20 protein-coding genes are annotated in these 19455 nt (G+C 48.3%); 9 read left to right on the top strand and 11 right to left on the bottom strand.

Annotated elements, in window-relative coordinates; translation table 11 throughout:
- Positions 1 to 4: 4 nt before the first annotated feature.
- Genes ntrC through dusB form a run of 3 tightly spaced genes read right to left on the bottom strand, consistent with a single transcriptional unit; the run spans position 5 to position 3677 of the window.
- Positions 5 to 1453: a nitrogen regulation protein NR(I) gene (ntrC, locus tag RS24_RS01170; RefSeq protein WP_021776342.1), complete on the bottom strand. Its 1449-nt coding sequence runs from the start codon at positions 1451 to 1453 to the stop codon at positions 5 to 7.
- Positions 1446 to 2597, bottom strand: a complete 1152-nt coding sequence (locus RS24_RS01165; RefSeq protein WP_021776341.1) for a two-component system sensor histidine kinase NtrB — start codon at positions 2595 to 2597, stop codon at positions 1446 to 1448. Before RS24_RS01165 ends, ntrC begins: the two co-directional genes overlap by 8 nt.
- A 9-nt stretch (positions 2598 to 2606) precedes the next feature.
- The gene (gene dusB, locus RS24_RS01160) at positions 2607 to 3677 is read right to left on the bottom strand and encodes a tRNA dihydrouridine synthase DusB (RefSeq protein ID WP_021776340.1); all 1071 of its coding nucleotides are present in this window, start codon (positions 3675 to 3677) and stop codon (positions 2607 to 2609) included.
- A gap of 120 nt (positions 3678 to 3797) precedes the next feature.
- Here dusB and RS24_RS01155 point away from each other — a divergent pair, with 120 nt between their 5' ends.
- From RS24_RS01155 to RS24_RS01145, 3 genes are read left to right on the top strand one after another with little or no spacing between them, the layout of a single operon-like run.
- A complete protein-coding gene (locus RS24_RS01155) occupies positions 3798 to 4991 on the top strand; it encodes a bifunctional 2-C-methyl-D-erythritol 4-phosphate cytidylyltransferase/2-C-methyl-D-erythritol 2,4-cyclodiphosphate synthase (RefSeq protein WP_021776339.1) in 1194 nt (397 codons plus the stop codon).
- A gap of 9 nt (positions 4992 to 5000) precedes the next feature.
- Positions 5001 to 5495 (top strand): phosphatidylglycerophosphatase A family protein, encoded by a 495-nt coding sequence (locus tag RS24_RS01150; protein ID WP_021776338.1) that lies wholly within the window; start codon positions 5001 to 5003, stop codon positions 5493 to 5495.
- Positions 5496 to 5987, top strand: a complete 492-nt coding sequence (locus tag RS24_RS01145; protein WP_239642382.1) for a CinA family protein — start codon at positions 5496 to 5498, stop codon at positions 5985 to 5987.
- Between the two features lie 9 nt (positions 5988 to 5996).
- Here the strand turns inward: RS24_RS01145 and RS24_RS01140 are convergent, their stop codons facing one another.
- The 4 genes from RS24_RS01140 to eno all read right to left on the bottom strand — a co-directional run bounded on the left by RS24_RS01140 (position 5997) and on the right by eno (position 9147).
- Positions 5997 to 6446, bottom strand: coding sequence for a type II toxin-antitoxin system RatA family toxin (locus RS24_RS01140; protein WP_051295563.1), 450 nt, complete (start codon positions 6444 to 6446; stop codon positions 5997 to 5999).
- Between the two features lie 5 nt (positions 6447 to 6451).
- Positions 6452 to 7423, bottom strand: a complete 972-nt coding sequence (gene lipA, locus RS24_RS01135) for a lipoyl synthase (RefSeq protein WP_021776335.1) — start codon at positions 7421 to 7423, stop codon at positions 6452 to 6454.
- Between the two features lie 38 nt (positions 7424 to 7461).
- The gene (locus RS24_RS01130; RefSeq protein WP_081696214.1) at positions 7462 to 7815 is read right to left on the bottom strand and encodes an FtsB family cell division protein; all 354 of its coding nucleotides are present in this window, start codon (positions 7813 to 7815) and stop codon (positions 7462 to 7464) included.
- A 69-nt stretch (positions 7816 to 7884) separates the two neighbouring features.
- A complete protein-coding gene (gene eno, locus RS24_RS01125; RefSeq protein ID WP_021776333.1) occupies positions 7885 to 9147 on the bottom strand; it encodes a phosphopyruvate hydratase in 1263 nt (420 codons plus the stop codon).
- 103 nt (positions 9148 to 9250) lie between these two features.
- Between eno and queC the strand changes: the two genes are divergently transcribed.
- From queC to queF, 4 genes are all read left to right on the top strand, one after another.
- Positions 9251 to 9973: a 7-cyano-7-deazaguanine synthase QueC gene (queC, locus tag RS24_RS01120; RefSeq protein ID WP_021776332.1), complete on the top strand. Its 723-nt coding sequence runs from the start codon at positions 9251 to 9253 to the stop codon at positions 9971 to 9973.
- Positions 9963 to 10610 (top strand): 7-carboxy-7-deazaguanine synthase, encoded by a 648-nt coding sequence (gene queE / locus RS24_RS01115; protein WP_021776331.1) that lies wholly within the window; start codon positions 9963 to 9965, stop codon positions 10608 to 10610. Before queC ends, queE begins: the two co-directional genes overlap by 11 nt.
- Positions 10611 to 10681: 71 nt before the next feature.
- The gene (locus RS24_RS01110) at positions 10682 to 11053 is read left to right on the top strand and encodes a 6-pyruvoyl trahydropterin synthase family protein (RefSeq protein ID WP_021776330.1); all 372 of its coding nucleotides are present in this window, start codon (positions 10682 to 10684) and stop codon (positions 11051 to 11053) included.
- On the top strand, positions 11043 to 11513 hold the full coding sequence (gene queF, locus RS24_RS01105; RefSeq protein WP_021776329.1) for a preQ(1) synthase: 471 nt from the start codon (positions 11043 to 11045) through the stop codon (positions 11511 to 11513). Before RS24_RS01110 ends, queF begins: the two co-directional genes overlap by 11 nt.
- 582 nt (positions 11514 to 12095) lie before the next feature.
- Here the strand turns inward: queF and kdsA are convergent.
- The 4 genes from kdsA to tpiA form a co-directional block, all read right to left on the bottom strand.
- Positions 12096 to 12959, bottom strand: a complete 864-nt coding sequence (kdsA, locus tag RS24_RS01100; RefSeq protein WP_420885936.1) for a 3-deoxy-8-phosphooctulonate synthase — start codon at positions 12957 to 12959, stop codon at positions 12096 to 12098.
- A gap of 9 nt (positions 12960 to 12968) precedes the next feature.
- The gene (locus RS24_RS01095; RefSeq protein ID WP_021776327.1) at positions 12969 to 14597 is read right to left on the bottom strand and encodes a CTP synthase; all 1629 of its coding nucleotides are present in this window, start codon (positions 14595 to 14597) and stop codon (positions 12969 to 12971) included.
- A gap of 71 nt (positions 14598 to 14668) precedes the next feature.
- Positions 14669 to 15037: a preprotein translocase subunit SecG gene (gene secG / locus RS24_RS01090; protein ID WP_021776326.1), complete on the bottom strand. Its 369-nt coding sequence runs from the start codon at positions 15035 to 15037 to the stop codon at positions 14669 to 14671.
- Positions 15038 to 15112: 75 nt separating this feature from the next.
- Positions 15113 to 15859 (bottom strand): triose-phosphate isomerase, encoded by a 747-nt coding sequence (tpiA, locus tag RS24_RS01085; protein WP_021776325.1) that lies wholly within the window; start codon positions 15857 to 15859, stop codon positions 15113 to 15115.
- Positions 15860 to 16044: 185 nt separating this feature from the next.
- Between tpiA and RS24_RS01080 the strand changes: the two genes are divergently transcribed.
- Together RS24_RS01080 and trpE are read left to right on the top strand one after the other, a co-directional pair.
- Positions 16045 to 17937, top strand: coding sequence for a peptidylprolyl isomerase (locus tag RS24_RS01080; protein WP_021776324.1), 1893 nt, complete (start codon positions 16045 to 16047; stop codon positions 17935 to 17937).
- Positions 17934 to 19451: an anthranilate synthase component I gene (gene trpE / locus RS24_RS01075; RefSeq protein ID WP_021776323.1), complete on the top strand. Its 1518-nt coding sequence runs from the start codon at positions 17934 to 17936 to the stop codon at positions 19449 to 19451. The genes RS24_RS01080 and trpE overlap by 4 nt, the downstream gene beginning before the upstream one ends.
- Positions 19452 to 19455: the final 4 nt, after the last annotated feature.

Raw genomic sequence — 19455 nt, 5'->3', positions numbered from 1 at the left:
AAAATTAATTTTTTCTAGGTACCCGGATTACATCAATATCCAATTCACGGATTTTCTTACGGAGCGTGTTCCGGTTCAGCCCTAGCAAATCAGCCGCCTTGATCTGGTTACCATTGGTCGCGGCAAGGGATTGGCGTATGAGAGGTTCTTCGACCTCTCGCAACACGCGGTCATAAAGCCCGTTGGGTGGCAAGCCATCTTTGTGATCAGAAAAATATCGCGTAAGATGCATGTCCAAACTTTCGGAGAGTGATTTACCACTTACCGACTCTTGATTAGGAAACGACACCTGATTAACCCCAAGTTCCTGCTTAAGAACGGACACATCAATAACATCTTCATTATAAAGAGCCGCCACTCTTTGCATCAAATTCTCAAGCTCACGGACATTACCCGGCCAGTGCCAATCTTTTAAAAATTCAAGGCCTTCCTTGGAGACCGAGCGCGCCGGCAGCCCCTCAACTTCTGCTTGATGGAGGAAATGTCGACATAAATCCGGCACATCCTCGACCCTATTTCTCAAAGGCGGTAGGCGCAACGGTACAACGTTCAAACGATAATAAAGATCTTCCCTAAACAGCCCCTGATTAATAAGTTGGCTTAAATCGCGATTTGTGGCGGCAACAATACGCACATTGGTTTTAATCGCTTTGCGCCCACCTACGGTTGTATATTCTCCCTCCTGCAAAACACGCAATAATCGTGTTTGCGTTTCCATTGGCATGTCACCAATTTCATCCAAAAATAATGTACCTCCCTCAGCTTGAGCAAATCGACCTTCAACACGTTGATCAGCCCCAGTAAAAGAACCTTTTTCGTGACCAAATAATTCACTTTCAATCAATTCTCTTGGAATTGCCGCCATATTAATTGGTACAAATTGATTATGCTTACGGGACGAGAAATCATGCAATGCACGCGCAACAAGCTCTTTACCCGTACCACTCTCGCCAAAAATCATGACCGTCAAATCATTCTGCGTCATACGAGCCAGGCCGCGATAAATCTCCTGCATTGCCGCTGAGCGCCCGATAAGCGGCATATCCTCATCGGTCTCTTCTTCTTCCTTTTCAACAGCAGGCTTTTCAGCCGAGGCAATCGCTTGACCAACTATAGAAACAAGCTCCGTTAAATCAAAAGGCTTAGGCAGATATTCATACACACCACTTTCAGCCGCAGTCATAGCTGTTGAAAATGTATTCTGGGCACTCATCACAATAATGGGCAGTTCAGGTCTTATCCTTTTAATGCGTGGGATAAGATCAAAAGCGTTTTCATCTGGCATAACCACATCAGTAATCGCCAGAACGCCCTCACCATTAATCACCCATTGCCAGAGCATGGATGCATTTGAGCTTGCCAGAACCTCATAGCCCGCTCTGACAAGCGCCTGTGTAACAACTGTCCGAATTGCTTTGTCATCGTCTGCGAGTAGCACAACGCCCTTACTCATTATTATTCTCCTGCGTATCAGATGGTGCGGCAGACATCGGCATTAAGACTCTAAAAATTGTCTGCCCTGACTCTGTTTCACATTCAATAATGCCACCATGATCTCCAATAATTTTAGCAACCAAAGCAAGCCCGAGGCCTGACCCACCCTGCTTGCCGGTTACGAAAGGCTCAAAAATAATATGCTTCAGATCCTCATCGATACCTGCACCATTATCAATCACGCTAAACTCTAGCGGCAGGCTGACGCGCTTACCTTTTCCCGGCACAGCAAGTCTTACTCCAGGGCGGAATGCGGTGATAAGTGTGATTTCTCCATTCTTGGCATCACAGGCTTCGGCAGCATTTTTTACGAGATTTAAAAAGACTTGAATAAGCTGGTCACGATTACCCCGTAATGGCGGTAAAGAGGGATCGTAAACTTCATTGATTTTAAGTTTTTTGGCAAAGCCCGCCCGTGCCAACTGAATGACATGATTAAGAATGGAGTGAATGTTTAAATTTTCATCAAACTCTCTTGGGCTATCCGTAAAGACCTCAAACTCATCAACAAGCCCTGCAATCCTGTCTGCCTCAGCACAGATTAAGGAGGTTAAGTTTTTATCCGCCTCGCTCAAATCACTTTCAAGTAATTGCGCGGCTCCTCGGATACCAGAAAGGGGGTTTTTAATTTCATGCGCCAACATTGCCGCCATTCCACTAACGGAACGAACCGCCCCGCGATGCGTTAATTGCTGGTCAATTTTAGACGCAATCGACCTTTGCTGGATAATAACAATCACGCTTTCAAGGTCATCAATATCATTGAATGACCCGACAGTCCCTGACGCGTCGGAGGACACGGGTGCGACCAGCACATCCACGGGTTTCTTCCGACCATTACGCGGCGTACCAAGATCAATATTATATTCATTCACGGAATGACCGGTCTTAAAAACCTGCTCAATCAAAGATAAAATCGGACTACCAAAAGGCACGAATGAACTAAAGGTCTTGCCAATCATCAGATTACGGCTCGCAGCAAAAAATTCCTCGGCTGCCAAATTAAGATACATAAGCTGACCGTCGCGGTTCAGTGCCAAAAATGGCTGGGGAATAGCGGCAAGAAGATTTAGCTCATCTGTTTTAGCTGTTGTTTTGCTCATACTGTCTTTCTAGGCGGCTACCGTATTTCGGAAAATGTCTGACTTTCTGAGAAAAAGTGTTTCAATCTCATGAAAAACATCACTAGGGTTTTCAATCTGACAAAGCTTTGATTTATAATATTTTATGTCTTCTAATTTCACCTCATCACCCAAATGCGGCTCTGAAAACTCTGTATCAACAAACCCTGCAAGATGTTTGCGTGCCATGCGATTACCCAGCTTCTCGCCATATAAATCTAATATATCGGCATACCAAGTCTGAACCTGCTCACATCGTTGCTGTGAAGAAAAAGAAGTCAGGTTGTTTTGCGTGAGAGAACATGCCACTTCATCCAGCAACCAGGGATTACCAATAGCGGCACGACCAATCATTACCGCCGCTGCGCCTGACTGATCTAACGCTGCTTGAGCTTGCTTGGCTGTTGTGATGTCACCATTCACGATAACGGGTATTGAGACAGCCTTAACAACATTATTAACAGCCTTCCAGTCTGCCTGCCCTTTATAAAACTGGCATCTTGTGCGTCCGTGAACAGTTATGAAATACACGCCCAGTTCTTCAGCCTTTGCAGCAATATCAGCCGCATTAAGAGAGTCATGATCCCAACCCAGCCGCATTTTCAAAGTTACAGGAATGGAAACCGCATCCACCGTGGCTTTGATGATATCCATTGCTAAATCTTCTTCACGCATTAACGCAGACCCGGACAGCCCCCCAGTAACCTGACGTGAAGGGCACCCCATGTTAATATCCACTATATCTGCCCCAGATTCTTCGGCCAGTTTTGCGCCCAGACTCATCCAATAGGGGTCACGACCCGCAAGCTGTATAATGAAGGGTTTTTTCACTTTATCATGAGATGTGCCATTACAGGCTTCATAACCTGCCATACGGCGCACGACATCGGGACGCGCTTCGACGAGCGGCTCACTGGCAACCATCTCAGTTACAACCCAATCACACCCAACATTAAGAGAGAGTTTTCGAAACGGTAAATCCGTCACACCAGACATCGGTGCCAACGCAACCATGCCTGGTAGTGGACTATTATCCGTAGGGGTTGAGAATGATGTGTTCATAAATCGGTCACAACAAAAAATTGCCTAAATTTTGAGCAAAGTAGGCAATTCACCCCAAAAGAGCAAGTGGATAATATAAATTCTATCGCCTTTATTCGCGGAGCATATTAGGTTGGTGTCATGTCGCAAGGTTCCGAAAATAAAAATATAGCGCTTATTGTTGCCGCAGGTCGGGGGCATCGCTTTTCTGCCTCTGATAGCGATACAGCGATTAAACCGGTATCAGCTTTGCCAAAACAATATCAGCCCCTCAATGGCGAGCCGGTGTTGCAGCACACTTTGAAGGCTTTTGAAAATCATCATCTTATCAGCCATATCCAGACCGTTATTCATCCTGATGATGCAGATTTATATATCGCAGCCTCACAAGGTATTACGAAATGCCTGCCACCTGTTTTCGGGGGGTTAGAAAGACAAATATCTGTTTTTGAAGGTTTGAAAGCATTAAAGGACATAAACCCGAAGTGTATTCTTGTTCATGACGCGGCACGACCTTATCTATCTGAAGATTTGATCTCCAGAATACTCGCTGCCCTCGAAACCTCGCCCTCGGTTATTCCAGTTTTACCTCTCACAGATACGGTGAAGTTGTTTCATAAGGATCAATCATCTCAAACCCTCCCGCGTGACCGTCTTAAACGCGTGCAAACGCCACAAGGCTTCGACTATGCCACACTCTTAGAAGCCCATGAGAAAGCCACAAAAATAAAGGATTTGTTCACAGATGACGCATCTCTTGTTGAGCATTTCGGTATTGAAGTGGTAAGCGTTGACGGTGACGAGAGGAATATCAAGCTGACAGTTGAAAGTGACCTGATGGAAACCCTTGAATACAGAACTGGCTCAGGATTTGACGCCCATCGCTTCACCAATGGCGACCATGTCATGCTGTGTGGGGTAAATATCCCTCATGACCGGTCGTTAGAGGGGCATTCAGATGCCGATGTAGCTCTTCATGCCCTCACCGATGCGCTCATGGGCGCTTTGGCAGCAGGGGATATCGGGGAGCATTTTCCAATGTCAGAAGCTGGAAACAAAAATCGAAATTCAGAGGACTTCCTCAAATATGCGGCCAATCTAACCACTAAACAAAGAGCGCATATTGTTAATATCGACCTGACAATAATCTGTGAAAGCCCAAAAATAAGTCCCTACCGTGAAAAAATGGTTCACCGCCTCGCTACAATATTGGATATGCCTGAAAACCGGATCAGTGTTAAAGCTACAACTACTGAAAAAATGGGTTTTACAGGCCGTTCAGAAGGTATTGCGGCCCAAGCCGTAACTTCTATTGCTCTTCCCACAGGGTTGTAAGGAAATTATATGCTCAAACTTCATACCCCGCCGGAACAACTCTCAGTATTCTCGCCCGTTACGTTACTGGCTAGCTTTGGTGGAAGCGGCTTTATCTCACCAGCATCCGGCACATGGGGGAGTCTTGCCGCCCTGCCTTTAATCTCATATATATTATTTAATTACAGTGCTTTATATCTAGTTTGTTTAAGCATTGCTTTATTTTTTGGTGGCATGTGGGCTTGTCAGGAATGGCTAACAGCAGTTGAAGGTCAAGATAATGACCCATCCATGATTGTGATTGATGAAGCCGCCGGCCTGAGCCTTACGCTTGCTTTTGCTGAGATGAGCTTAATGAGCGTGTTTTTTGGCTTTGTCTTGTTCCGTTTTTTCGATATTGCCAAACCCTGGCCTGTTTCATGGCTGGAAAAGCGTTTTTCAGGCGCATACGGCATCATGATTGATGATATGGCAGCAGGCCTTATTGCGGGTATTCTTTTATTTTTCATTCAAATATACGGATAAATGATGTTCAAAACGGCTCTTATCGACAAAACAAGTGATTTGCTGGACACTTGCAAACGCCTTGATATTACCCTTACCACAGCTGAGTCATGCACAGGCGGCATGATTTCCGCACTTTTAACTGAAATCCCAGGCTCTTCCGCATCGCTACATCAAAGCTACGTTACCTATGCCAATAAAGCCAAGCACGCAATTCTGGGCGTTCCGACAGATATATTAAGGGATAAGGGCGCGGTGAGTGAAGAGGTTGTCAGGGCCATGGCAGAAGGCGCCGTTATAATTAGTGGTGCAAGCATCAGTGTTGCTGTCTCGGGCATTGCCGGCCCGGGGGGTGGCACAGCGGACAAACCCGTCGGAACGGTACATTTCGCTACGCACTATAAAAATGAAACAGCCTATGATTGCCAGCATTTCGGATATATCGGGCGACACAATGTCCGCATGGCAACCGTTGAACACGCCATTGACATGCTTGTTAAACGGTTGAATTAGCTAATTTTTCTAGCTGTATATATCTAGCGCACGTTCTTCGAAAGCTGAGACAAATTTTTCGACGACGCGCCCCATCATTGGCTGAATAATTTGCCGCAATAACGGCATACCGAACTCAAAATCCAGATAAAAGTGAATATCCGAGCCTTCTGACGTATCAGTGAAAGTCCATCGATTATCCAATTTGCGAAACGGCCCATTGGCTTGAGTAACAAGAAGAGAGTGCGCCGCCGCATCCATCTTTATCTCGCTGGTATAAGTTTCTCGCAGCATTTTATAGGCAACACGCAAATCAGCGAGCATAACAGACTGGCCTTCTGCCGCCTCAGTGACGGATATCACCCGTGACGCGGTACAATAAGGTACGAATTTGCTGTAATTATCCACGTCGCACACAAGGTCATACATTTGCTGTGCGGAAAAAGGACTATGCCGGATAAGTGAAACAGCTTCTGTCAAACTGACTATCGCGCCTGTTGCGCCTCTCTGGCCGCTTTAAGCTTGGCAAAATCCTCATCAGCATGATGCGAGGATCGCGTGAGCGGCGTGGCTGAGACCATTAAGAACCCTTTGGCCCGAGCCATTGTCGCATAGGACTCAAATTCCTCCGGCGTAACAAACCGATCTATCGGCGCATGTTTACGAGTCGGCTGAAGATATTGCCCAATCGTGATGAAATCAATGTCAGCAGATCGCATATCGTCCATCACCTGCATAACTTCCTCCCGGCTTTCGCCAAGCCCAACCATAATGCCGGATTTGGTAAAAATCGTCGGATCAATCTCTTTTACGCGCTGTAACAGACGCATGGAATGGAAATAACGTGCCCCGGGACGAATATTCAGATAAAGCCGCGGCGTGGTCTCAAGATTATGATTGAAAACATCAGGCCGCGCCTCGATAACAATTTCCAATGCGCCTTCTTTTCTTAGAAAATCAGGAGTCAGAATTTCAATACTTGTCTCCGGCGAGGTGGCGCGAATGGCATAAATCGTATCGGCAAAATGCTGCGCGCCGCCATCATCGAGGTCGTCGCGGTCAACCGAGGTAATTACGATATGACGTAAGCCAAGCTTGGCAACAGCATCAGCCACACGCGCTGGCTCATCAGCATCCAACGCAAGCGGCAGGCCAGTACTTACATTACAAAAAGCGCAGGCACGGGTGCAAATCTCACCCATAATCATCATGGTGGCGTGGCGCTGTGACCAGCATTCGCCAATATTGGGACAGGCGGCTTCTTCGCACACCGTCACAAGATTGTTATCTTGAATAATTTTCTTGGTTTCTGCATAAATCTCGGCATCTGGCCCAGCGCCGGGTGCCTTGGCACGTATCCAGGAAGGCTTGCGTAAAACTTCCGTATCTGGACGATTGGCCTTTTCCGGATGGCGGGGACGTTTGTCAGGCGAGAGATTGTCTATAATCACTGTCATAGACGTTTATATATATCAATTTCTCAGGAATTTTAAGATTAATCGGCTGATGGTAACAAAATTACCGTTTCACCTGCCGCAGAAAAGCCAAGCACATCGCGGACACGCTCATCCAGATAATCCGGATCAGGATTTGGGCCTGAAAGTAAACCAATGCGGGCGAGTAATTCGGCATTGGCAGATTGAAGCGCCAACAATTCCTTATCTTTATCGGCTCGTTTCTCACTCAACGCGCCCCAGGCAAAATAGCCGCGCTCACCCTGCAAAGCATGATAGGTGAGATAACTGCCTAACAGCGCCAGACAAAACGGCATAATCAGAAATCGCAAGCGCAGAGGTTTGCGTCCGACTGTATAGGGTGTCACCGGAGATGTTGAAAAACGAATCATCATGATGTCCACAGAGAATCACAAAGTGATTCATCCGGTCAAGGTGAAACTGATTCGGTGCTTAAAAAAGTGTTATACAGACCCGTTATAATGTGCTGTATCGCCCAGCATTTCCTCGATACGAATAAGCTGGTTATATTTGGCAAGCCTGTCGGAACGCGCCAGTGACCCAGTTTTAATCTGCCCGCAATTGGTTGCCACAGCCAAATCAGCAATGGTCGCGTCTTCAGTTTCACCAGAGCGATGCGACATGACAGCCGTATATCCGGCTTTATGAGCCATCTCGACGGTTTCTAGCGTTTCGCTTAACGTGCCGATTTGATTGACCTTCACCAGAATGGAGTTAGCGACCCCCATATCGACACCTTTTTTCAAACGTACAGAATTGGTAACAAACAAATCATCACCAACAAGTTGCACATCATCCCCGATAGCGGCAGTGAGCGCGGCCCAACCATCCCAATCATCTTCGGCCATACCGTCTTCAATTGACTTAATCGGATAAGCTTTCACCAAGTCTTGATAATAGCTGACCATCTCATCGACTTTGAGCTTCTTACCCTCACCTGCCAAATTATAGATGCCATCTTCATAAAACTCGGTAGACGCAGAGTCTAACGCCAATGTAATATCGGTTCCGGGCTTATAACCGGCTTTTTCTATGGCCTTCATCACATAATCCAGCGCAGCTTGAGTGGAGGCAATATTGGGCGCAAAACCGCCTTCATCCCCAATGCCCGTGGAGAGACCATCAGCAATCAGCAAACCGCGTAGAGTATGGAAAACTTCAGCGCCCATCCGCACGGCCTCACTAAGATTTGGCGCGGAGACAGGCTGAATCATAAATTCCTGAATATCAATCGGGTTATCTGCATGTGCGCCGCCATTGAGAATATTCATCATTGGTAGCGGCATGACATGCGCTTGCGTCCCGCCAACATAGCGCCAGAGGGGCAAACCCAAACTATCCGCCGCCGCTTTCGCAACAGCCAACGATACGCCGAGAATAGCATTGGCACCGAGTCGGGATTTGTTATCCGTTCCATCCAAAGCAATAAGAGTGCGATCAATATGTTGCTGTTCCAACGCATCAAAGCCACTAATCGCCTGAAAAATTTCCTGATTAACAGCGCTGACGGCGTTCAATACGCCTTTACCATTATAACGATCACCACCATCACGCAGTTCAACAGCTTCAAACGCACCGGTTGAAGCACCCGATGGCACACCCGCACGACCAAAGCCGCCACCCTCGAGCCAAACATCCACTTCAACAGTCGGATTGCCCCGACTATCAATGATTTCACGACCAATTATATCTATGATTGCTGTCATTTTTTCCTTTTCGCTTATGAAAAGCTTCATACAGAAAATTTAAAAAATTTGCAAATATATCCAGAGTTATTGACCTGCTACACTTCACTGTTAGTAATGAAGCATGACAGATTCTCGAACTGCATTGGTACTGTTTTCGGGTGGGCAGGATTCCACAGTATGTCTGGCGCATGCGCTGGCGACCTATAGCCATGTGGAGACTGTCGGATTTGATTATGGGCAAACGCACCGCGTTGAATTGGATTGCCGGCTGGATGTGCTGGCACAAATACGCGCCGCCTTTCCTGATTGGGCGGAAAAGCTGGGCGATGACCATGTGCTTGCCTTGCCTGCCTTAGCGGATATTGGCGGCACGGCGCTGACAGGCGACGGAGAAATCCGGGTTCTGGACAATGGCTTGCCTTCGACTTTCGTGCCGGGGCGGAATCTTCTTTTCCTAACTTATGCGGCGGCTATTGCTTACCGTCGTGGCTTGTCGGTTCTGGTTGGTGGCATGTGCGAGACAGATTACTCCGGCTATCCCGATTGCCGCCGGGATACGCTTGACCATCTCGCCAAAGCCATATCGGCAGGCATGGACGCCCCCATTGAGATTGAAACGCCGCTTATGTATCTCGACAAAGCCGCGACATGGGCTATGACAGAAACATTAGGGGGTGATATGTTAATTGACCTCATTCGCGAAGCCACACATAGCTGTTATCGCGGTGATCGCACCACCCGTCATGAATGGGGCTATGGCTGTAATGACTGCCCGGCCTGCGAGCTTCGATCCAAGGGGTACGCGCAATGGGTAGCCCAAAAAAAGGTATCGCATGACCTATAGTGTGAAAGAGATGTACTACACCTTGCAAGGCGAAGGCGCACAATCCGGGCGTCCAGCTGTATTTTGCCGCTTTGCCGGATGCAATCTCTGGTCTGGGCTTGAAACTGATCGCGCCACTGCGACCTGCACCTTTTGCGATACAGACTTCGTCGGCACGGATGGCGAGAATGGCGGCAAATTCTCCACCGCCGAAGAACTGGCGGACAAAATCGCCGCGCTCTGGCCCGATAAAGACGCGCTGGCTGATGCTTATGTCGTGTTTACGGGTGGTGAGCCACTGCTTCAACTGGATACAAAACTTCTGGAAGCGTGCAAGGCGCATGGCTTTGAAACAGGTGTCGAGACCAATGGCACACAAATAGCGCCCGCCCATCTGGACTGGGTATGTGTCAGCCCCAAACCGGACAGTCCTCTCGTGCAAGATAGCGGGCATGAATTGAAATTCATTTACCCGCAAGAAACGCTCTCCCCCCATGAATTTGCCGACTATGATTTTGAGCATTTTTTTATTCAGCCCATGGAGGTGGAAGACCCAGGGGCCTATCACCATAATATTCAGGCGAGCATTGTTTTTTGCCTGCAAAACCCGCAATGGCGGTTGAGCTTGCAGACGCATAAAATTATCGGCATTTCTTAGCATTTGTCTTTATTGACGATTTCGCACGGATGGGGCATAAGCCGTGAACACCCTTTTTGTTTGGGGAAAAAATGCAACTGACACGTGAATTTTGTTTTGATGCGGCACACTGCCTCGAGAATTACGACCCCGGTCATCCGAACCGCCGGATACATGGTCACTCCTTTCGTGTGCGCGTAACCCTGACGGGCATGCCGGACAACAAAACCGGACAGATTGTTGACCTTGCTGAATTCGGCACGATTTTGGAACATCTGCGCCAGCAACTTGACCATCACATGCTGAACGAGATTGACGGTCTGGAAACGCCGACGCTGGAGAATATTTGTCTCTGGCTGTGGGAACATCTGATGCCCGACCTGCCGGATTTGAGCGCGGTGGAAGTCTTCCGCGATAGTCTCGGTCAGTCCTGCCTTTATCAGGGAAGTCGTCATGTCAACTAAACAGGGAAGCGACACAACTGGCAGCACCATGCTTGGGCAACAAACGCCCATGCCCAACTCACCCGATGAGGCGGTGCTGGAGCGTGTGCCGAACCCGCATCCCGACACCTTATATGTTGCGCGATTTGCCGTGCCGGAATTCACCTCAATTTGCCCCAAAACAGGCCAGCCGGATTTTGCACGCCTGATTATCGACTATGTGCCGGAAAAATATTTGGTCGAAAGTAAAAGTTTTAAGCTCTTTATGGGCAGTTTTCGCAACCATGGCGCGTTTCATGAGGATTGCACCATCGAAATCGCAAAACGCCTGATTGCATGCATGGAACCCCGCTGGCTGAGGATTGGCGGCTACTGGTATCCGCGTGGCGGTATCCCGATTGATGTGTTTTACCAGACCGGCGAACCCCCTGCCGACCTCTACATCCCCGATCAAGACGTCGCCTCCTATTCGGGACGCTAAATTTTTGCTAGGCTGGTTATGCAGATGCGGAACGTCATCTGCGGGGTGCTAAGAACACCTTTAATCTTAGCCGCAATTTGTATTGCGTATGCGGCTTAATGCAAACCTGATAACAGGGACAAGCATTAAACCTTTTTTTATGAATATGCGGAAAACTCGTTCACCCATGACTCAGGTCGAGGTGACGACGAAATAAGGCTATGCCGAATACGTCGTTGCCGTACTCAGTTTCGGTTGTTCTTAGCACCCCGACACCATTCTTTGGATGGTGTCGGTTTTGTTAGGAACAGGAGACCGCGCCATGAAGAAGCGCAGCGCTAAATCAAAAAACACGCCAGAGAGTATGAACGCCGGAAATGCAGAGAATATTCGCGAAGATCTTTGGCTCTAACGCGTCTATAACGGGCTGTCGCGCTATCAAATGGCGGAGGGCATCACCAAGCCCGGACAGTATCGATCTTATGAATGTGGCTTCCAGCACGTCGATGACAAGCCCAATGGTTTCCTTATCTTTCAAGAAACAAAAAAATCTTCCATTCTTCCCTCACGCTTATTTGGTGCGTGTTTGGGAAGACTTTACGGCTAACTCACCGCTTCGTGCAAGACCTTAAGCTGACTGAGCAGGTCGCGGGCGCCACTGAGGGGCAAGCAACTCGGTGCGTCGCACAGCGCGCTATCCGGCTCGGGGTGGAATTCAAGAAACACACCATTCGCGCCCGCCGCCACGGCTGCTTTCGCCAGCACCGGCACACCTTCGCGCCGCCCGCCTGTGGACGCGCTCCCCCCCTGAGCATGGGCGGTGCGCGGGTCGGCACCGGGAAGCTGAACCGCATGGGTGGCATCCATCGTCACCGGCACACCGAGCTTTTTCATCTCGGCAATGCCGAGCATATCGACAATCAGATTATTATAGCCAAAACTCGTGCCGCGCTCGCACAGGATAATCTGCACATCTGGCGACACCTCGCGCGCTTTGGTGATGATATTCGCGCAATCCCACGGGGCGAGAAACTGCGCTTTCTTAACATGTAACCAGCCTTGTTGCGCGCCCACGGCCTTTGCCGCCGCGACGACCAAATCCGTCTGGCGTACCAAGAAAGCCGGCAGTTGCACCACATCGGCAATCGCCGCCACGGGTTCGGCTTGCGCGGGCGTGTGCAGGTCGGTCACAATCGGCACATTATGCGTGGCCTTGACCTTGGTGAGCATGGCAAGGCCGTCCGCCTCTCCCGGCCCGCGATAACTGCTCACGGATGAGCGATTGGCTTTATCGAAACTCGCCTTGAAAATATACGGCAAGCCCAAATCGGCACAGATAAATTTCAACTCGGCACAGACCTCTAACGCCAGCGCTTCATCCTCCAGCACATTCAGCCCTGCCATCACAACCAAGGGCGCACCGTCCCCAATCGCGATATTCCATTTATCAAGTTTCATTTGCATCACGCAGATATCCTATACAAGTCTGCTCTGGTTGAGCGCCGCCTCAATGAATGACGAAAATAACGGGTGCGGCTCAAAAGGCCGCGATTTTAATTCGGGGTGATACTGAACGCCGATATACCACGGGTGGTCTTTAAACTCGACAATCTCCGGCAACAGTCCATCCGGCGAAACACCCGAAAACGACAGCCCCGTCGCCTCAAGCTGATCACGATATGCCATATTCACTTCATAACGGTGGCGGTGGCGTTCGGAAATCACCTCACTGCCGTAAATATCAGCGACCTTACTGCCCGCCGCAAGTCTCGCCTGATAAGCACCCAGCCGCATTGTGCCGCCCATATCGACATCAATGCCACGGGTCTCAAGCTGGTCATCCTTCATCCATTCCGTCATCAAGCCAATCAGAGGCGTTCCATTGACGCCAAACTCGGTTGAACTGGCATCCTTAATGCCGGCGAGATTCCGCGCAGCTTCCAAAACCGCCATCTGCATACCAAAGCAAATACCAAAATATGGCACATTGCGCGTGCGGGCAAAATTTGCGGCGGCAATCTTGCCCTCCGACCCGCGCTCACCAAAACCGCCTGGCACCAAAATGCCGTGCACCTTTTCCAAATAAGCCGCGGCATCTTCGCGCTCAAAAACCTCTGCATCCTGCCATTCAAAATTGACCCGCACACGATTGGCAATGCCGCCATGTTGTAGCGCTTCGGTGAGTGACTTATAGGCGTCTTTCAATTCCGTGTATTTGCCGACAATGGCGATATTCACCTCGCCTTCGGGAGCGCGCACCGGCTCAACCACGCGCCGCCAGCGTGTAAGGTCAGGTAGTGGCGCATCGCTCATGCCGAAAGACTCCAGCACCTCCGTGTCCAGCCCCTCCATATGATATGCTTCAGGCACGGCATAAATCGTATCGACATCCTGCGCCATAATGACAGCGCTCTCGCGCACATTACAGAACAGCGCAATTTTGCGTTTCTCACCTTCAGGTATCGGGCGGTCACACCGGCACAACAAAATATCCGGCTGAATACCGATGGAGCGTAACTCTTTAACCGAGTGTTGTGTCGGCTTGGTTTTCATCTCACCCGCCGCAGGAATATAAGGCAAGAGTGTCAGGTGAATATAAATGCAATGACTGCGCGGCAAATCATTCCCTAGCTGACGAATGGCCTCAAAAAACGGGAGGCCTTCAATATCGCCAACCGTGCCGCCAATTTCACAAAGCACAAAATCAACATCATCCGTTTCCGCGCGCACAAAAGATTTAATCGCATCCGTCACATGCGGAATAACTTGCACCGTGCCGCCAAGATAATCGCCACGGCGTTCGCTGGTGATAATCTGCTGGTAAATCTGTCCAGTGGTGACGTTATCACCCTTGCTGGCTGGAACGCCCGTAAAGCGTTCATAGTGACCGAGATCGAGATCTGTCTCAGCGCCATCATCCGTGACAAACACCTCGCCGTGCTGATAGGGACTCATCGTACCCGGATCAACATTAAGATAAGGGTCAAGTTTCCGGAGCTTTACAGAATAACCTCGGGCTTGAAGCAATGCCCCAAGAGCCGCAGATGCCAGGCCTTTTCCGAGTGAGGAAACCACGCCGCCGGTGATAAAGATAAATCGCGCCATGGGTGGACAGAATACATAGTCCTATCGAGTCGTGCGAGAGGAAAATGCATCGAAATAAAACTTTTTGGGGTTTATTCAGATACAGGCGGTAGCGGAATGTCAGATTGTGTGCCGGTAGGTCCAACAGGCGGATCAATTTCAGGCATGAGCGGTGCTGGAGCCGTTTGCTCGTCAATCTCTGTCGGGACATAACCTTCCAAGATAGACTCGCGTCCGGACATGCTACCCAAAACTGTCAGGCCGATACTGGTCAGGAAAAACACAAAGGCCAGTATCGTCGTCATTTTAGTCAGGGCATTACCAACCCCGCGGCTGGAAAACATGTTGCCGCCGCTACCTCCACCGATGCCGAGTGCACCACCTTCGGAACGCTGAAGAAGCACCAGAACAATCATGGCAAGTGTGATAATCAGATGAATGACCAAAAGGGTCGCGGACATGTTTAACTCCTGAAATTTGGTTGGATTTACCCCAAATAGGCGAAAATGAAAAGAAAAAACTGTGAGGTAAAGCTTTTAAAATGATTTAAGAATAGCTGTGAAATCCTTAAATGACAGGCTCGCACCACCAACCAGCGCACCGTTAACATTCTCCAGCGCCAAAATGTCAGCCGCATTCGCCGCGGAAACAGACCCACCATAAAGAATTCTAAACTTAGCGCCTGATTTAGGATGAAGTTTCAGCAAGGTTTTCCGCAAATGTGCATGTGTCCTGATAATATCGGCGGGTTTTGGTGTTCGCCCCGACCCAATCGCCCAGACTGGTTCATAAGCAATTAAAGTGTTTTGCGGCGTCGCAGTTGACGGTAAAGATCCTCGCAACTGACGACCGACAACCTGCAAAGTTTGCCCCTTGTTAAATTGCTGGCGAGTTTCGCCTAAACAGATAATTGCCTGTAACCCCTGCCCGATGACCGCTTGTGCTTTTTGGCAGACTTGTTTGTCTGTTTCACCATATTCGGTTCGTCGCTCTGAATGCCCGACAATCACAGCCTTGGCGCCTGCATCTTTCAACATGAGCACGCTGACATCACCCGTAAACGCGCCGGACGGCTCGATATGACAGTTTTGCGCTCCGATTTTGAGTTTTGCGCCTTTTATGGCCTCGCCCAAACGGTCAATAAGGGTTGAGGGCGGGCAAATCATGACGTCAGCAACAATCTTTTGCTTATCAAGAAAATCAGCAAATCGGCGAACCAACTTTACATCCCTGCCGGAACCGTTCATCTTCCAGTTTCCGATAATCGCAGGTCTTATCGACATAAATGCTATCCTTTTCACTCTCTTTTGAGTTTAATCTTAAATATGCGAAGTAAGCATGTCATGATTATCTATGATTCATCAACTTTGAAACCACAATTAGAACGATAGACGCGCTATCCTTTGCTTGTTTTTAACTATCGCAAACTTTATGATGCGGCAAAATTCTGGCGTCCTTAGGAGTTATCATGCTGACAAAAATCAGAAAAATATTTAGCGGAGTGCTTGGCTTTGCACTCATCGGATTGCTTGTGATTGCTTTCGCCGCATGGGGCGTTGCGGATATGTTTGACATGGTCGGACGCGGCAGTGTCGCTAAGGTAGGTAATCAAAAAATTCCGACTAATGAATATCGCTTCCGTCTGGCCCAACAAATGGATCAGATTTCACGCGAGCTCAACGAGCCTCTTAGTATTGAACAGGCACGTACATTCGGTGTAGACCAGCAGGTTCTTGGCAGAATGATCACCCTCGCAACTTTGAATGAAGCCACAGATAAACTCGGATTGGATGTTAGTGACGATTATATCAGAGATCAGATTATCAATGACCCCAGCTTCGCTGGGCCAGGGGGCGGCTTTGATGCGCCGACATTTCGTCGTCTTCTTGCTCTGAATGGTCTGACCGAAAAAGTATTTGTTCGTGACAGACGCAACAACAAAACACGTGAGCAAATGCTTGATGCGATTTCATATGCCACTGTTTTTCCTACTAAGTTGAACGAAATTATCTACACGCACTCGCTTGAAACCCGAAAAGTGGAATATATCCTCATCCAGCCGGATATGGCGGGTGTAATAGGTGACCCGTCTGAAGATGAACTCCGCTCACTTTATCAGCAAGTACCAAACATCTTTACCGAGCCGGAACGACGTACCGCTACAATTTTGAACCTCTCACCAAGTAACCTCATTGATACAATCACAGTGACAGAAGAGGAGTTACGGGAAGAATATGACATCCTGCAAGATGATTATATCAATGCCGAAACGCGGGAAGTTAACCAACTTGTACTGACAGATGAAACCGAAGTCCAGAAAGCAATGGATATTTTGGCGTCCGGAAAAGAGTTTGAGGATGTTGCGCAAGCACTCAATCAAAAAGTTTCAGACACTGATTTAGGTGAAATGTCACGCGGAGACTTTATCGCCGATGAACTGGCTGACCTTGCCTTTAGTCTTGAAGAGGGTCAAACAAGCGGGATTATCAACGGCCCACTTGGCAAAGTCATCATGAAAGTGCGGAAGATAAATGAACAAACTGTACAGTCATTCGAAGATATTAAAGAAGAAATTAGATTAAAATTAGCTCAGGAAAAAGCCGAAGATGATTTGGTTGTCCTCTCCGAAAATATATATGACCGCCTCTCAGGTGGGAGCTCGCTGGAAGCCTTATCTGAGGAGAGCAACCTCGAGTTACTTCGGGTAGAAAATATTTCCCGTGATGGGGCCTTAGAGAACGGCTCAATTAATGAGATTATCGGCAAAAAAGAAAAAGTGATGAGCCGCATTTTTGAGTCCGACATGGGCCAAGAAGCCGGCGCCGTTGAGCTTGAAGATGGCAGTCTGATTTGGATACGTGTTGACGGTATCATGCCCGAGCGTGTTAGCCCATTTGAAGATGTACGTGAAAAAGCAACCCAGCAATGGAAGTCCAGAGAGCGTCGAGCTTTACTTGAGGGTCTTGCTGAGCATATTGTCAGCGAGGGTAATAAGGGCAAGAAATTCTCCGAACTTGCCGATGAAGTCGGAAAATCGCCAATTACATCGCCCGCTGTTAATAGACAAACAGATGATGAGACCTTTTCGAGACAAGCTGTTCGTAAACTTTTTGTCGCCGAAGAAGGGGAATTCACTTGGAGTCAGGTTGGTTTCGGAGAGAGTTTGATTGTTATGCGTGTGGCTGAAATTGTAAAGCCAGACCTCAACAATAAAATAATGCTGAATGCTTTTATGTCATCCGCAAATCAATCGGTGAATGATGCCGTGCTCACCCAGCTAATTCGAGATTTCCAAAATGAGTTAGGTGTGAGTGTAGACAATCAGACATTGGAAGCGCAGCTTAGCAGCTTTCAACAATGACCGACAAATTTTCATCCAACTTAGCACCCTCTCGCGCTGATTTTGGAAAAGCCTATAATGATGGCAAAATCCAGCTTGTTAGTCGGAAACTGAGTAGCGACCTTGAGACACCCGTTTCAGTCTACTTAAAGTTATGTCAGGACGAGTCTCACAGCTTCTTAATGGAGTCCGTACAGGATGGCGAAATCAGAGGTCGCTATTCAATGATTGGTTTCGCACCGGAAATGTGTGTGAAAGTTATCAACGGCACAGCCTATCTCAATCAGGATGCATTGACAGATCCGTCAGCTTATGAGGCCCTGCCCGGCAACCCGATTAAAAAACTTGGTGAATTATTACAACAAAATCAGATTGATATGCCCGAAGACATGCCGTCTATGGCAGCCGGTTGGTTCGGCTATATGGCCTATGACATGGTTCGTTATATGGAAACTTTACCCTCTGAGAACCCTGATATTCTTGGTCTACCGGAAAGTATTTTTATCCGACCATCCATTGTTGTGGTGTTTGATGATGCGACAGACACGATGCAAATTGTAACGCCTATCTATCCGCACGCAGAAATGACTGCTGAAGCGGCCTATGACCTGGCAGCACAAAGATTAAATAAAATTTTTGAGCAACTGCAATCAGCACCACCAAAGAATGATTTTAAAAACATGTCATCTCTGCAGCAGCCGATATCTAATATGAGCCGCGCCGCTTATCTGGATATGGTCAAGAAGGTCAAAGAATATATTGTGGCAGGAGATATTTTTCAGGGCGTTGTCAGCCAGCGATTTAGCACACCTTTTTCTTTGCCGCCATTTGAGCTTTATCGTTCTTTGCGGCGGGTCAACCCATCCCCATATCTATTTTATCTGAAAATGGATGATTTTTCTCTGGTCGGTTCCAGCCCCGAGGTGTTGGTTGGTCTCACGGGCAAACAGGTTAATATCCGTCCAATTGCCGGCACACGAAAAATCGGAAAAAACTATGCAGAAAACCAAACGATAGCCTCCGAACTTCTCGCGGATGAAAAAGAACGTGCCGAACATTTAATGTTGCTTGATTTGGGCCGCAACGACGTCGGGCGCGTGAGTGAAAAAGGCTCGGTAGAGGTTACAGAGGCATTTTCTATTTTGCAGGCTTCACATGTCATTCATATCATTTCTAACGTCGTCGGTACGCTGTCAGAAGATTGCGACTTTATTGATGCGCTGATGGCCGGTTTTCCTGCGGGAACGGTGTCGGGCGCACCAAAAATCCGCGCTATGGAAATTATTGATGAGCTTGAACCTGAAAAAAGAGGTGCCTATGCAGGCTGTGTAGGGTATTTTTCAGCAGGCGGAGATATGGATACCTGCATTACGCTCCGTACAGGGATTGTGAAGGATAACCAACTTTATGTTCAGGCAGGTGCTGGTGTGGTTTATGACTCCGTTCCTGAGATGGAGTATGAAGAGACCGTCAACAAAGCTATGGCATTGTTCAGGGCAGCCGAGGCGGCAATAGAGCAGAACAAACCTGATTGATTAG

The sequence above is a fragment of the Candidatus Micropelagos thuwalensis genome (genome assembly GCF_000469155.1).
Taxonomy (GTDB): Bacteria; Pseudomonadota; Alphaproteobacteria; order RS24; family RS24; genus Micropelagius; species Micropelagius thuwalensis.
The sequence above is the reverse complement of the archived record's forward strand: the minus strand, read 5'-3'. Positions and strand labels throughout refer to the sequence as shown.

Excerpts from the sequence above, each read along its gene's own strand:
- RS24_RS01130 (WP_081696214.1), bottom strand. The coding sequence starts at position 7,815 with ATGATGATTCGTTTTTCAACATCTCCGGTGACACCCTATACAGTCGGA.
- queE (WP_021776331.1), top strand. The coding sequence starts at position 9,963 with ATGACCTATAGTGTGAAAGAGATGTACTACACCTTGCAAGGCGAAGGC.
- queC (WP_021776332.1), top strand. The coding sequence starts at position 9,251 with ATGACAGATTCTCGAACTGCATTGGTACTGTTTTCGGGTGGGCAGGAT.
- dusB (WP_021776340.1), bottom strand. The coding sequence starts at position 3,677 with ATGAACACATCATTCTCAACCCCTACGGATAATAGTCCACTACCAGGC.
- RS24_RS01145 (WP_239642382.1), top strand. The coding sequence starts at position 5,496 with ATGATGTTCAAAACGGCTCTTATCGACAAAACAAGTGATTTGCTGGAC.
- eno (WP_021776333.1), bottom strand. The coding sequence starts at position 9,147 with ATGACAGCAATCATAGATATAATTGGTCGTGAAATCATTGATAGTCGG.
- lipA (WP_021776335.1), bottom strand. The coding sequence starts at position 7,423 with ATGACAGTGATTATAGACAATCTCTCGCCTGACAAACGTCCCCGCCAT.
- RS24_RS01095 (WP_021776327.1), bottom strand. The coding sequence starts at position 14,597 with ATGGCGCGATTTATCTTTATCACCGGCGGCGTGGTTTCCTCACTCGGA.
- tpiA (WP_021776325.1), bottom strand. The coding sequence starts at position 15,859 with ATGTCGATAAGACCTGCGATTATCGGAAACTGGAAGATGAACGGTTCC.
- RS24_RS01155 (WP_021776339.1), top strand. The coding sequence starts at position 3,798 with ATGTCGCAAGGTTCCGAAAATAAAAATATAGCGCTTATTGTTGCCGCA.
- RS24_RS01165 (WP_021776341.1), bottom strand. The coding sequence starts at position 2,597 with ATGAGCAAAACAACAGCTAAAACAGATGAGCTAAATCTTCTTGCCGCT.
- RS24_RS01080 (WP_021776324.1), top strand. The coding sequence starts at position 16,045 with ATGCTGACAAAAATCAGAAAAATATTTAGCGGAGTGCTTGGCTTTGCA.
- secG (WP_021776326.1), bottom strand. The coding sequence starts at position 15,037 with ATGTCCGCGACCCTTTTGGTCATTCATCTGATTATCACACTTGCCATG.
- RS24_RS01110 (WP_021776330.1), top strand. The coding sequence starts at position 10,682 with ATGCAACTGACACGTGAATTTTGTTTTGATGCGGCACACTGCCTCGAG.
- RS24_RS01150 (WP_021776338.1), top strand. The coding sequence starts at position 5,001 with ATGCTCAAACTTCATACCCCGCCGGAACAACTCTCAGTATTCTCGCCC.
- trpE (WP_021776323.1), top strand. The coding sequence starts at position 17,934 with ATGACCGACAAATTTTCATCCAACTTAGCACCCTCTCGCGCTGATTTT.
- ntrC (WP_021776342.1), bottom strand. The coding sequence starts at position 1,453 with ATGAGTAAGGGCGTTGTGCTACTCGCAGACGATGACAAAGCAATTCGG.
- queF (WP_021776329.1), top strand. The coding sequence starts at position 11,043 with ATGTCAACTAAACAGGGAAGCGACACAACTGGCAGCACCATGCTTGGG.